Here is a 14,084-nt window from a genome sequence, read left to right on the forward strand (position 1 = left end):
CTATAATTGCCGCACAATAACCGGAAATAATTCATCAGGTTATTATGCTAACATTTTATTTTCGCACAATTAGGAGAAGCGGTTTATTACTGGCATTTTCGTCCGGTACATCCGCTAGAGATAACTCTCAACCTTTCGATCAAAACATCCTGTTAAGTTAGGAGCAATAACAATGAAAAAATGGTCTTCTTTAATGGCCGGCAGCGTATGTGCTGCAGCAATGTTCACCAACGTGGCAATGGCCGCAGACAATGAACTATATTTCTATAACTGGTCTGAATATATTCCATCAGAAGTACTGGAACAGTTCACGAAAGAAACGGGCATTAAAGTCATCTATTCGACTTATGAGTCGAATGAAACCATGTACGCTAAGCTGAAAACGCATGGCGAAGGTTATGACCTGATCGTTCCATCCACTTATTACGTATCTAAGATGCGTGATGAGGGTATGCTACAAAAACTTGATCACTCAAAGCTCTCTTATTTCAAAGAGCTTGACCCTAACTACCTGAACAAACCTTTTGATCCAAATAACGATTACTCAATCCCTTATATCTGGGGTGCTACCGGTATTGGTGTGAATACCGATATGATGGATAAAACCCAGATCAACAGTTGGGCTGATCTCTGGGATCCTAAATGGGAAGGCCAACTGATGATGATGGATGATTCCCGTGAATTCTTCCACATTGCACTGCGCAAGCTGGGCTATTCAGCTAACACCCAAAACCCGGAAGAAATCAAAGCAGCCTATGAAGAGCTGAAGAAATTAATGCCAAATGTATTGGTATTCAACTCTGACTACCCTGCTAACCCGTATATGGCGGGAGAAGTTTCTCTGGGTATGCTTTGGAATGGCTCAGCGTACACGGCACGTCAGGAAGGTGCGCAAGTCGATATCGTATGGCCAAAAGAAGGTGCCATATTCTGGATGGACAGCCTGTCAATTCCAGCTAAAGCGAAGAATACAGAAGCGGCTCATAAAATGATCGACTTCCTGCTTCGTCCGGAAAATGCAGCAAAAGTAGCAGTTGAAATTGGTTATCCGACGCCAGTCGCAGGTGCAAAGAAACTGTTACCTGCAGACTTTGTAAATGATAAAAATGTTTTCCCGCCGCAAGAAGTATTAGATGCAGGTGAGTGGCAAGATAGTGTTGGTACCGCAAACACCATTTATGAAGAGTACTACCAGAAGCTGAAAGCGGGTCAGTAAATATTAATTCAATATATCTAATTGATAACGGCGCTCAAATAAGAGCGCCTTTTTTTATTCGAGTAACGTTGTCAACTGTTGAGCAAGCCATGAACAAGCTGGCCCCATACTTCGATTTTTAGGGGTAATTCGTTCAACAGGCACAGACCATGGTTTATGGTCAAAACTCAGCGTTAAGGCATGAAGCCTACCTGATACAAGATCTTCAGCCACCAAGTGTTGGGGTAAGTAGCACCAACCAATCCCTTTCTCGACATAATTACGCAACATGCGGTGGTCATTTCCCCACCACACTAACGCAGATAAAGGCTGGAAGTGTGTTAATTGATTATTATCTAGCCCTTTCAGCATCAATTGACGATATGGTATGAGTTGCGAGGCTGTCACCGTTGTTAGTGCTGTTAAAGGGTGTTCGGGGGAAACGACGGCAACAAACGACACATTACCGATATAGCAAAGATCGACTTCTTTAACGAATGACATGTCGGTATACATTAACCCTATATCAGCCCGCCCTTCACTCACTAAGCCAACAATATCAGAGCTAGCAGCAAAAAATACCTCTAGTGACGTTGCTGGAAATCGAGATGAAAATTGATCAATAATAAAATAAAAGCGATCCAACTGAAGCCCATCATCAAGAACCAGCTTAAGTTTACTTTCTTCGCTATTACTCAATGCCTTAGCTGCACTTTCTAATTCATGCGTTTGCTGCAAAATAGCGTCAGCAAAAGTCAGTAAATGTTGACCTTCTTTTGTTAATCCTGGCTTGCGTGTTGCGCGATCGAATAGCTGGACGTTTAAATCTATTTCTAAGTTTGCTATTCCCTGACTCACCGCAGATTGAACTTTTCCTAACTGCCTTGCACAGGCCGAAAAAGAGCCTAATTTAGCGGTTATAACAAACATTTTTAATTGGTCGATATTATACATAGTATCACTAAAACTGATGCTAACTAACTAGCATCAATCATACATTCAGATACATTGGCGGTATACCAGTACTTAACCGGACTACACATCATGTCTACAAAAGAACGTCTTCTTCATAGTTTATTATTTGAGATTATTGCTTTAACGTTACTCGTCGGTATTTCTCAACTCTTCACCGAACATAACCCCGCAACGGTTAGCGGTTTGGCTATCACCCTCTCACTCATTGCAATGGCTTGGAATTACTTCTACAACCTTGCCTTCGACAAAGTTTTTAGCGCTAACCGTTTATCTCGTGGATTATTGATGCGTATAGGACATGGTATTGGGTTTGAGATCGGTTTATTGATTGTAACCATCCCACTGCTAATGTGGGTGTTAAAACTCGATTTCTGGACCGTGCTAATCCTTGATCTTGGACTAGCTGCATTCTTCTTAATATATGCCATTACTTTTAATTGGAGTTATGACAACGTTCGTGAAAAATTCAAATCCTCCAGATGTGTAGCGTAAACTAAAACCCGTGATACCGAATAATCGGTATCACGGGCTTCTCAATCAAGATATCAGCAAAGGTAAACGACTCGATTCAAGTCCAGATTTCATTATTAACTCAGTAACTCACCCACAAAATCTGGAACCAACACCGATGCTTTACCATAACGCTTTTCAGCAAACTCGCTTTCGACGTCACTTGGTTCTAAATTCAATTCAACCGTATGGGCACCATGCATCGCCGCTTCATGCACAAAACCAGCAGCAGGATAAACGGCACCGGATGTACCGATAGAGATAAAAAGATCCGCTTCCAGTAACGCTTCATGAATACGACCCATACCAATTGGCATTTCGCCAAACCAGACTACATTTGGGCGGAGCGGAGCAGGCATTTGGCAACAGTGGCAATGGTCATCTAACGTGATATCTCCCCCCCACTCTACACTTTGGCCTGTTTGACTGCACTGTGCTTTCAGCAATTCACCGTGCATGTGAATGACGTTTGGGCTTCCCGCCATTTCATGCAGGTTATCGATATTTTGGGTAACGATAGTCACTTTTCCATCGAGCTCTTTGGCGAGCTTTGCCAGAGCAAGATGCGCAGCATTAGGGCCGACAGTGCCACTTTCTAGTTGCTGCCTACGTTGGTTATAAAAATTCTGTACTAAAGCAGGATCACGATGATAGCCTTCAGGCGTCGCAACATCTTGAATATGATGACTTTCCCATAATCCATCCTGATCACGGAACGTTCGAATGCCAGATTCAGCAGAGATACCCGCACCAGTTAAAACGACAATATTTCGGTAAGGAAAAAGCATACGTACTGTCCTCGTGTGATCATTATTCTCTATTTATACCATTGTTTTTACCTGGTTTTAAGCACCTTTGTATAAGACAATAGTCTTATATCTACGTTTAAAACTAATTAATAGAAGAGCATGTTCTATAAGAATTCACCCTTTCAGCGGATCTGTCTAGCTGACTCTTCCGCTTACTGAAACGATTGATTGTAAATGATGTTTTATCCTTATTTGCGGATTTGGTGTTTATTTTAGTTTTATAATATATAGTTATAGTGCGTTAGGGATGAGTTTATTACATCTGTTATTATGATTATGTCATGCTAAAAAAAGCCGATGAGTCAAACTCATCGGCTCATGAGAACAAGATCAGACGTTATCTTGCGAGGAATAACCTTTCGATTCTGCTTCAGCTTTCTCGTCGTAACCAGGTTGGTTTTCAGGTAGATCTTTTACATCTTCGTACCACAGATCGTGATGCTCTTTGGCCCACGTTTCATCAACTTCACCGGTGATCATGCCATCGAGTGCCGCTTCCATACCGAATAAACCAATATAAATGTGGAAGATGAAACCACAGATCAAGATTAATGCAGAGAACATGTGAACTAAATTAGATAGCTCCATATCTCGACGTGCCTGACCGAAGATTGGGAAGTCCAGAACAAAACCACTGACAGCCGCAACAGCACCAAACCAAATCAGTAGCCAGAAGATCATCTTCTCGCCACCATTTGAAAAACCTGCTGATGGATGCGAACCTCTATGCTTGCCTACCATGCCGCCCATTTTCATGAACCACTTGATATCCACCATACTGACCACACTCTTACGCCACCACTTCACTAAAACCACTAAGAGTAAAATAGCGAAAATTGGCCCTATATAATTGTGGTACTGTTTCGCAGCATAAATGATCCAACCCCACAGTTCGGTTGGAAGTACAGGTTTTATGAAGTGTTTACCATAAACAAGGGTTAAGCCACTGAATGCTAACGTTAAGAAGGTAAACGCCATACTCCAGTGAAGCGCACGATCCATGCGGCTCCAGCGTTTAATTTTACGACCGGTCTTTGGCTTGCTTAGCTGCAATGGACCAACAGTAAAATACGCCAGTGCTACCATTACTAAGCTACCAAAAATAGCTAAAGCACCTAATGGCGACATCCACTTCTCTTTCAGAATGAACCAGGTTTGACCGGGTACACTGATAAGTACACCGTGCTCCGGCGATTTTGAGGTGGTATACCCTTCCTGACCATCCTTGACCACGCGCCAATAGTCAGCACCGGCAAACCCTGTGATTTCTTTCTGAACCACAGATTCGCCCAGGTGCTCAATATCAGTGTTTGTGTTGGTATCACTGCTGGCTATTGCTGACAGGGTAAATGTCAGCATGAATGCCGTAACCAGTAGAGTCATCCAACGTTGGATTCGCTTAGTCATTAAAACTCCTGACTGTTTGCAAAAAACAAAGACACTTGACGGTATCCATTTCTATTTACCGTCAAGCGACTTAATAAAGACAATTAGGATTTACGTACAGTACCTGCGTCGTAAGCTAAGTCGTCGTTGTTCGCCCAACCCGCTTCTTTCGCACCGCGGGCAACTACACGCTCACGGAAAACGTCAGAGATTTTTGCAGCATCTCCCGCCAGTAGTGCTTTAGTCGAACAAAGTGAAGCACACATCGGCAACTTACCTTCGGCAATACGGTTTGAACCGTACTTTTGCTTCTCTTCCGCAGAGCCGGGTTCAACACCCGGACCGCCAGCACAGTAGGTACATTTATCCATCTTGCCACGCTCAGCAAATGCACTCTGTTTAGGGAACTGAGGTGCACCAAACGGGCAAGCAAACAGGCAGTAGCCACAACCAATACAGAGATCTTTGTTGTGGCGCACAATGCCGTCTTCAGTCTGTTCAAAGCAATCTGCTGGGCAAACCGCCATACAAGGCGCATCGCTGCAGTGCATACAGGCGACTGAAATTGATGATTCACCAGGTTCACCATCATTTAACGTGACAACACGACGGCGCTGAATGCCCCACTCTAATGCATCATCATTTTCGTTCTTACATGCCGTAACACAGCCGTTGCACTCGATACAACGCTTTGAGTCACAAAGAAATTTCATACGTGCCATCTTAATGACTCCTTACGCTTTAGAGATCTTACATAGGGTTACTTTGGTTTCCTGCATTTGTGTTACAGGGTCATAACCGTAGGTGGTTGCAATATTCGCTGATTCACCCGAAACATACGGTGCTGAACCTTCAGGATAATTACCGCGTAGATCTTCACCCTGGAACTTGCCACCGAAGTGGAACGGAATGAATGCCAGGCCAGGTTTAACACGACGCGTTACCATGGCCTTAACGTGAATGCGGCCCTTCTCGGCACCTTCAACCCAAACCATATCACCGTCGCGGAAACCAAGATCGTTCGCATCTTTCGGGTTCACTTCTACAAACATTTCTCGTTGTAGCTCAGCCAGCCACGGGTTCGAACGTGTTTCATCACCACCACCTTCATACTCAACCAAACGGCCAGAGGTTAGAATGATTGGATACTCTTTTGAGACATCTTTTTCCTGAATGGATTTATACAATGTCGGTAGACGGAACATTGCTTCACTGTCATCCCATGTTGGGTAGTCAGTAACAAGATCACGACGCGGGGTATAAAGTGGCTCGCGGTGAATTGGCACGGCATCCGGGAATGTCCAAACCACTGAACGTGCTTTCGCATTACCAAATGGGATACAACCGTGCTTAATCGCCACGCGTTGAATACCGCCAGACAAGTCCGTTTTCCAGTTCTTACCTTCCGCTGCGGCTTTTTCATCTGCGGTCAGATCATCCCACCAACCAAGTTGCTTCAGCAGCTTGTCAGAGAATTCCGGGTAACCGTCTTCCAGTTCACAACCTAGTGAGTAGCTATCGACGGCAAGCAGGCTTTCACCGTTACGCTCGACACCGAAACGTGCACGGAAGTTACCACCGCCTTGTGCCACGGTTTTTGAAGTGTCATAAAGGATGTGCGTACCAGGGTGTTTCATCTCTGGCGTACCCCAACAAGGCCAAGGCAGACCATAGGTTTCACCGTTCACCGGACCACCTTCAGCCTCGAGAGAGGTTTTGTGGAAGGTGTGCCAGTTTTTCTGGTGCGCTTTAATTCGCTCAGGGCTTTGACCGGTATAACCGATTGTCCACATCCCCCTGTTGAATTCGCGGGTAATGTCTTCAATTAACGGCTGGTTGTTTTCAACTTTGATGTGCTTGAATAGCTGATCCGCAAGACCCAGCTTCTTCATAAGCAGGTACATAATTTCATGATCAGGTTTTGATTCGAACAGCGGCTCAATAACTTTGTCACGCCACTGAAGGGAACGGTTAGTCGCCGTTACCGAACCATACGTTTCAAACTGAGTCGTTGCCGGAAGCAGATACACGTCATCAGTGCGGCCGTTCATAACAGCAGCAACACCCGGGTATGGATCAACAATCACCATCATATCCAGCTTGCCCATCGCCGTGCGCATTTCCGGACCACGGGTTTGGGAGTTTACAGCGTGGCCCCAATAGAACATCGCGCGAATATTATCGTTCTGCTCAATGTTGTCTTTGTTTTCCAGTACACCATCAATCCAACGTGATACCGGAATACCCGCGTGGTTCATTGGTTTCTTGCCACGATAGTCAGCTTGATCGAAACGGTTTTTCAGCCATTCGTAATCAACATCCCACACACGAGCCCAATGTTTCCACGCACCTTCAGACAGGCCATAGTAACCAGGCAGGTTATCAGACAGTACGCCGAAGTCAGTCGCACCCTGAACGTTATCGTGACCACGGAAAATGTTAGCACCGCCGCCAGATTTACCCATGTTGCCAAGGGCAAGTTCAAGAATACAGTATGCACGCGTATTGTTATTACCCGTTGTATGCTGAGTACCACCCATACACCAGACAACACAACCCGGACGGTTTTCAGACAGCAGTTTTGCTGTTTGGTATACATCGGCTTCCGGTACGCCAGAAACACGTTCAACTTCAGCCGGATTCCATTTGGCGACTTCTTTCTTAACGTCTTCCATGCCGTAAACACGTTGACGGATAAACTCTTTATCTTCCCAACCATTTTTGAAGATGTGGTATAGCACACCCCAAACAAAGGCTACGTCAGAGCCCGGGCGTAGTGATACGTAGTGATCTGATTTTGCCGCGGTACGGGTACGACGAGGATCGGCAACCACAATTTTACAGCTGTTCTTCTCTTTCGCGATCAGAATGTGCTGCATGGCAACCGGGTGGGCTTCTGCTGCGTTTGAACCAATGAACAGAATCGACTTACAGTTATGCATGTCATTCAATGAGTTGGTCATTGCCCCGTAGCCCCAAGTGTTGGCTACACCCGCTACGGTTGTTGAGTGACAAATACGCGCCTGGTGGTCGACGTTATTTGTACCCCACATAGAGACCATTTTACGGAACAGGTAAGCCTGCTCGTTATTGTGCTTCGCAGAGCCTAACCAGTAAACGGAATCCGGGCCAGATTCTTCACGAATTTTTAGCGTTCGTTTGCTAATTTCATCTAAGGCCACTTCCCAGCTAAGTTTCTTCCACTTGCCGTTAACGAGCTTCATTGGGTATTTCAGACGACGCTCACCGTGACCATGTTCACGCAGTGCCGCGCCTTTCGCACAGTGTCCACCAGCATTAAAAGGGTGGTCGAAAGCGGGTTCCTGACCGGTCCAGACACCTTCTTGTACTTCAGCGTAAATACCACAACCCACTGAACAGTGAGAACAGATAGTACGTTTAATTTCGACTGGCGATGTAGGGTCGACAGTTTTTGCTTCTGCTTTTTTCATCATGCCAGGTGCAAACATACCGGCACCAGCAACACCACCAGCGGCAGCTAATGATGTATTACGGATAAAGGAACGACGTGAAATACCTAGCTGGTTTTCATCCTTGCTCACTGTATCGGAACGTTTTGTCAGTTTCATTTATTGCTCCGCCTTACAAGGTTTCGTAGTAGTCACGAATGTGCTGAGTTTCGTGATAGCCAATTATTTTAGATTCTTTTTTGTCTTCTGGTTTATCAACCGATGCCTGAGCAACGGTTGTTGTGCCAGCAGCAACGGCACCAGCAGCCACAGTCAGACCAATGTTTTTCAACAATTGACGGCGGCTTTGATCAGGTTTCTTTTGCTCACTCATTAAAGCTTGCTCCTCTATCGTTATTCCCGGTTTACATCGGGAATCGATTTTTTTGTTATTGCTATAATCATTGCGAAAAATTGAAGGTTTATTTCGCTTCAATAAAACGCGTTTTTTCTACAGTCAAAAATTGCAGCGCTAATTCACCAACCGCGGTATAAAACGCCGCGCTTTTCGCTGTTTTTAAATCCCCACAAAAGCGTTCAAACCAGTTTCCGAGATGACGGTTAAAAAATGTTTTTTGCAGATGCTCATCGCCCCCTTCCACCAGCATGGCCATGACTTCAAGTAACGCAGCAATGTGATCTTCAGGCTCTTTCACCGACTCATCACGCTTAAAACCAAGCTGCGCAAGATCACGACGAAGATGAGCAAGTGGAAGCTCCATAATCGAGCCGGTTAGATACCAAGAACCGAAAGGCACAATTTCACCTCGGCCAATACCAATAAACAGATCCTGGTATTCACCTTCTGCAGCAACTAAGGATGTTTTTTGCGCCGCCAGTTTCAATAAAGGCCAAGCAGCAGCCATACCTGTGGTCTGAATTGTTGGTTGATTAACTTCAAGCGATGAAAGCCAATTCAACACATTTTCATCAGGCGCTTTGCGAAATAGGTGCGCTAGCATTGAGTAAACTTCAATCCGCAGAGACATCTCTTCAGATTGAACGTCTACTGTTGTTACTTCTGTTTTTACTGTTTCTGTTTTTAAAAGCGGTTCCATTGTGGCTCCTTATACTCTTAGCTGACTTTCAGGATCGTTTTCGACCGTTGAAAAAACATCGCGAACACGACAGTCTTCACACATCGAAAGCCGACGAATAGCATCACCTTGAAAATGAGAGTGACCTTGTAACTTTTCAGCTAACATTTTCACCATAGATGCCGGAGCAAAGGCTTTGCCACAGCTGGTACAACAAGCCGCTTCTTCTTCATAAACAACCTGTGCTTCTTTGCGTGTTTGTGCATTCCAATTAAGGCCAGGCTTTAATGAAATAACATTTTCAGGACACGCTTTTTCACACATACCGCATTGAACACAATCTTCAGCAATGAACAATAATCCGGGACGGTCGCCAATAGCATGTAAGGCACGGGTTGGACAAACCGCCACACACCCCATACATAAAGTACAATCGTTAGTCTTACATTCAACAGAGCCGTAAGGTGCATTCTCTGGAACATCAGTGAATTCTGGTTTTGCCGGGCTATTGCGATGAAGTAACTCTAAAGCTGCAAATAACTTTTCGCGCTTAGTACCTTCTAACCGTTCACTTGTAAGTGTTCGATCAGCATTTTCATCAACAGCGGGAAGTAAAGCCGACTCATACCCTTTAAATGTTTCAGCCGAGGCCAAATCAAATAAAGCAATACGATTTTCTTCATACCCCATTGCAGCTAAAAATGATTGGGCGATCTCAAGCTCATTGGTCAAAACGCGATCAATCGTTGCAGGGATATAAGCCGTATTGGTTGCAAGAAGAACTTGATGAGCACCGTAAACCAATGCACTAAACCAAGTATCAACACCTATTGTCGCCAGTTCTTCAAGTGCAACAGGAATAACATTTGTCGGAAGATGAGGAAGTACGTTAGTTACCGCGACCTCATCACGATTACCAAAAAATAGAAGTGTTGGCTTATCACCACCTTCCGTCTGGAAATTGGCCAGTAATCGATAAACAAAATGCTGAGTGTTCTCAGGATCAGGTAACGCGTAGCTGATCGCTTCTGTCGGGCAAGCCGTTGCACACGTCCCTACCCCTTGGCAAAGGTAAGGGTTGATCTCAATGGCATGTCCAATACTGGATAAAGCACCAGCAGGACACGAATCAACACAGCGATCACAACCACTGACACCACGAGAAGAGTGCGCACACAGATCAGGATTCAGACGAAAATATTTTGGCTTATCAAACGTTCCCAACATAGCTGGAAGCTCGTCTAATACCTTGGCTAGTTTGGTATTGCCTGCATCCGTATTGTTACCCGCTACGTGGTAATAACCAGGCGCAGGAATTTCCGGCGCAACAACACCGCCAGATGTCATATCTAAAACAAGGTCAAAACAATCACGACCAATAGCAATCTTTGCAAGATTGGCATTGGTCTCTGTAACGGTGCCATCTACACGACATGTCACTTCAAATGCGCCAAGGTAACCTTTAACAGTAACCTCTTTACTGAAATACAGATTCTCTCCCTTTTCAGTCGCAGCAGCAGAACGCTCTGTTGCCAGTAGAGTGACTGAATGAAGTGACTTTGCTAACTGTTGGTAACAAGCTGCGATGTCATCCTGATCACCAATAATCAATAAGTCACCGCGGCTTTCGTAAGAAACCGTCGGCGGGATCAGGTTAGACAGCTCGACCGTACCTGCAAGAGCAGCAAGCCGAGCTTGACCATTTTGATCAGTAAACGCTTCTAGTGTACTTTTTAACATTCTTATTCCTGTCTACTCGTCACCGTCAATCAGTGTCGATTCAAGAGTCTTTGTTTATAAAATGTTTTTACAATCATCATTATCAACAAGACTCTTTGCGCTCTTATAAGAGCAATAACCGAACCAACTTTTAACGGAATAAAATGACCTAAAAGGAGCTAAAGTCGGGAAGAGACAGTTTGGCCATAACCGTGTGCGACATTTTGTCTCATGGGTTGTATTGAATTGCGCCAAAAAGTCCCGATAACTTTTAAGGGTATTTATCCCTTTTTGTCCCAAGCCTATTTTTTTAACTGTTCTGAATTGTTTTTTCTGATGAGTGAGCAGCTGAATCTAACGCTGTTTCATCGCACGCCATTTCGTTGCTAATCATTTCGTTGCAAGCCATGCCATCACGAAGAGTGTCATCGTTAAGAACTTCATCATTCAGGGACTCTTCAGTCACGTCAGAAACCACATCATCGGTCGTTGCTGTCTCTATTGAAGTGCCGCTAGATAAGTCATCAATACCCATCTCAGAATCAACAGTAGAGGCAGGGACAGATTCATCACTTAACTTTTCTGCAAGATTTCCTACTTTTTCAACGGCTTCATTAACCCAACCTCGGAGTTGCTTAACCACAGAGGGATCTAATGGCGGGATATTCGAAAAGTCTTCGGTGTGATCATCCATATCACTGATATAGTTGAATTCATCTGAATGAAAAAGCTTACGTAGGGCTGCTTTTTTTACCGACTTTTCAACGCCCGTTTTGAGAAAAGATGCGGCACCACTTGCGAACGACACATTAGCAACATCTGCCAATGTCATAGGGTTACCGTCTGGAGTTAAATCATTTTCAATAGAACCGTTTTGTTCCAAATCGCTTTTTTGAGTAATAACGGCCTCAGCATCACTCAACGTATCTTGTTGAGTTAACACTTCCGGCTCTACAGTCTTGCCTTCCTTCGCATCCAATTTCCTGCTTGACCAACGCTGTATAAAATCAGTTGCCACTTGAATGTCCTTTTTTGTTCTTGCATCGCTTGCGTTTGAATTCAATCAATTCACCGTGACGGCCAATGAATGCTTCCATCCATGCCTGAACAGGTAACGGCGTTTTGATATGCAGAACTTGATAATCGCCATCCATATAACTACTCGCAACGCTTTGTGCCGCAGTCATCAATAATGGTGACAGTTGTTCATTTTCTTCTTCACAAACAATGAATAAGTGAGGATCCTGCGAGCTGAGATTAAAGCGATAATCGGTACGTTCATCACGATAAAGTTCTAAAGGCAGCACATAGGCATCTGCCTCTGTTTGGTGTGCTGATTGATGCGTTTTTTCATAGAGTGTTACGTCTTCAATTGACCAAGACAGTGTTGACCAGCGCCCAACCTGTTTTTCTTCTGATACCAGGCGAAAACCGATAGGCCAAACAGATTCATCTTTACGTAGCTTATGTTCATCTGGCTTTTGCACACATGCTCCTTAATCCTGATGAGTTTTGTTTTATACCCAAGTGACCCCAAGATGCTTGTTCAGCAAGAATTTATTGGCTTCTAAGCAAGACGCTGATTTGAAGACATAGTTGTTCTACGTTAATAATCAGCGACGCAGCATAGGAGCCAATAAAACTCGCCCTTCGGGAGTGAGTCAGCGTGATCACTTCTGTGTCAAATATGTTTGAAAGGGATGGCCATTCCTGCACACATTTTCCTTGAATTGAACACGCTGAGCTCACTCTGAATCCTGCATATTGGGGTCTCTTGGGTATATGATGTTATTCTTCCAATAACATGGAATTTCACACCTTAGTTGAAAACAGACTAGAGCGAATAAGCAAATATCAGACCAAGTTGTTGCGACTAAACAACAATTCAATCAAAATAATTCGGCACAAATTTGAATGGATTACTTTAACAATGATTCATTCAATGAAAAGAGTTGGAACGGACTTTGCTAAGTCTTACTTTCACCCATTAAGCATTCTTGAGCCCAGGCTCATTGAAATTGATGATGAAGTCAGTCGTAAGACACTCATTTAAGGTGAGATGCGGCATTGAAGCCAGCATCCAACCAGATGTAATACATGAATTAATATTATAAATACCAGCAGGAAATCTCTGATGTCCCAATTGCCAAAAATTATAAAAACGAAATCTGCCGTAAATCAGACAATGACAGTCGACGTCATGGATGAATATGGCGACATGATGACCAAAGAGATCGCCTGTGAGCACCCTTTAACCGTTTATCTGAACTGGATTGAAGTGGTAACTCTGATGACTTTAGGTGAGCGCCCTGCTGCGCTTGTCTTAGGTTATTTAAAAAACCAGGGATTTATCGAAGACATTGACGCAATTGAATCAGTCATTATCGACTGGGATACCAATTCTGCAGCGGTCATTACAAAAGAAAGCACCGCCGGGATGGAAAAGAAACTGGGTAAGAAAACCGTTACCTCCGGCTGTGGCCAAGGCACCATGTTCGGTAACGTAATGAAAAAGTTAGAAGGCGTGACGCTGCCCCAACCCACTATTCCCCAATCTAAGCTCTATGGTTTATTGGAATCATTAACTCATCATAATGAAACCTACAAAGCGGCAGGTGCCGTGCATGGTTGTGCGGTATGTAAAGACACCAATATTCTGTCGTTTGTCGAAGATGTCGGCCGCCATAACGCTGTCGATACGCTGGCCGGCGAAATGTGGCTGAGTAGCGAAATCGGTGCCGACAAAATTTTTTATACCACGGGGCGTTTAACCTCAGAAATGGTGATTAAAGTCGCGCAAATGGGTATTCCTGTTTTAGTGTCTCGTTCTGGCGCCACCCAAATGGGTTACGATCTGGCGCAAAAACTCGGTATTACGATGATTGCCCGAGCTAAAGGCCATCGCTTCCAGGTATTTAACGGAATGGAAAATTTGGTGTTGGATGTTAAAGGCATGGCATCTGAACAAAAAACAAAAAGGTAA

Annotated in this window: 13 protein-coding genes; 3 read left to right on the plus strand and 10 right to left on the minus strand. The window is 44.3% G+C overall.

Annotation, left to right across the window (positions count from 1 at the left end):
• Positions 1–172: 172 nt before the first annotated feature.
• Positions 173–1,216: an extracellular solute-binding protein gene (locus L4D76_RS18200; RefSeq protein WP_428442308.1), complete on the plus strand. Its 1,044-nt coding sequence runs from the start codon at positions 173–175 to the stop codon at positions 1,214–1,216.
• A gap of 54 nt (positions 1,217–1,270) precedes the next feature.
• On the opposite strand, the gene L4D76_RS18205 is transcribed toward L4D76_RS18200, so the two are convergent.
• Positions 1,271–2,149, minus strand: coding sequence for a LysR family transcriptional regulator (locus L4D76_RS18205; protein WP_428442309.1), 879 nt, complete (start codon positions 2,147–2,149; stop codon positions 1,271–1,273).
• 90 nt (positions 2,150–2,239) lie between these two features.
• On the opposite strand from L4D76_RS18205, the gene L4D76_RS18210 reads away from it, so the two are divergent.
• Complete coding sequence (locus L4D76_RS18210; RefSeq protein WP_428442310.1) at positions 2,240–2,662, plus strand: PACE efflux transporter; 423 nt, start codon at positions 2,240–2,242, stop codon at positions 2,660–2,662.
• Positions 2,663–2,757: 95 nt separating this feature from the next.
• On the opposite strand, the gene cobB is transcribed toward L4D76_RS18210, so the two are convergent.
• The 9 genes from cobB to L4D76_RS18255 form a co-directional block, all read right to left on the minus strand.
• Positions 2,758–3,468, minus strand: a complete 711-nt coding sequence (gene cobB / locus L4D76_RS18215) for a Sir2 family NAD+-dependent deacetylase (protein WP_428442311.1) — start codon at positions 3,466–3,468, stop codon at positions 2,758–2,760.
• A 351-nt stretch (positions 3,469–3,819) separates the two neighbouring features.
• Entirely contained in the window at positions 3,820–4,848 is a 1,029-nt protein-coding gene (locus tag L4D76_RS18220; RefSeq protein WP_428442347.1) for a formate dehydrogenase subunit gamma, read from the minus strand.
• A gap of 131 nt (positions 4,849–4,979) precedes the next feature.
• Positions 4,980–5,597 carry a formate dehydrogenase FDH3 subunit beta gene (fdh3B, locus tag L4D76_RS18225; protein WP_428442312.1) on the minus strand — a complete coding sequence of 206 codons (618 nt, stop codon included), beginning with the start codon at positions 5,595–5,597 and terminating at the stop codon, positions 4,980–4,982.
• Between the two features lie 12 nt (positions 5,598–5,609).
• A complete protein-coding gene (locus L4D76_RS18230) occupies positions 5,610–8,465 on the minus strand; it encodes a formate dehydrogenase subunit alpha (protein ID WP_428442313.1) in 2,856 nt (951 codons plus the stop codon).
• Between the two features lie 13 nt (positions 8,466–8,478).
• Entirely contained in the window at positions 8,479–8,679 is a 201-nt protein-coding gene (locus L4D76_RS18235; protein ID WP_428442314.1) for a twin-arginine translocation signal domain-containing protein, read from the minus strand.
• 88 nt (positions 8,680–8,767) lie between these two features.
• Entirely contained in the window at positions 8,768–9,403 is a 636-nt protein-coding gene (locus L4D76_RS18240; protein WP_428442315.1) for a TorD/DmsD family molecular chaperone, read from the minus strand.
• Between the two features lie 9 nt (positions 9,404–9,412).
• The gene (locus L4D76_RS18245) at positions 9,413–11,122 is read right to left on the minus strand and encodes a 4Fe-4S binding protein (protein WP_428442316.1); all 1,710 of its coding nucleotides are present in this window, start codon (positions 11,120–11,122) and stop codon (positions 9,413–9,415) included.
• Between the two features lie 289 nt (positions 11,123–11,411).
• On the minus strand, positions 11,412–12,164 hold the full coding sequence (locus tag L4D76_RS18250) for a DUF3306 domain-containing protein (RefSeq protein ID WP_428442317.1): 753 nt from the start codon (positions 12,162–12,164) through the stop codon (positions 11,412–11,414).
• Positions 12,109–12,588, minus strand: coding sequence for a DUF3305 domain-containing protein (locus L4D76_RS18255; protein WP_428442318.1), 480 nt, complete (start codon positions 12,586–12,588; stop codon positions 12,109–12,111). Before L4D76_RS18255 ends, L4D76_RS18250 begins: the two co-directional genes overlap by 56 nt.
• Positions 12,589–13,235: 647 nt before the next feature.
• On the opposite strand from L4D76_RS18255, the gene L4D76_RS18260 reads away from it, so the two are divergent.
• The gene (locus L4D76_RS18260) at positions 13,236–14,084 is read left to right on the plus strand and encodes a formate dehydrogenase accessory sulfurtransferase FdhD (protein WP_428442319.1); all 849 of its coding nucleotides are present in this window, start codon (positions 13,236–13,238) and stop codon (positions 14,082–14,084) included.

It is taken from the genome of Photobacterium sagamiensis, assembly GCF_050337085.1.
Lineage (GTDB): Bacteria > Pseudomonadota > Gammaproteobacteria > Enterobacterales > Vibrionaceae > Photobacterium > Photobacterium sagamiensis.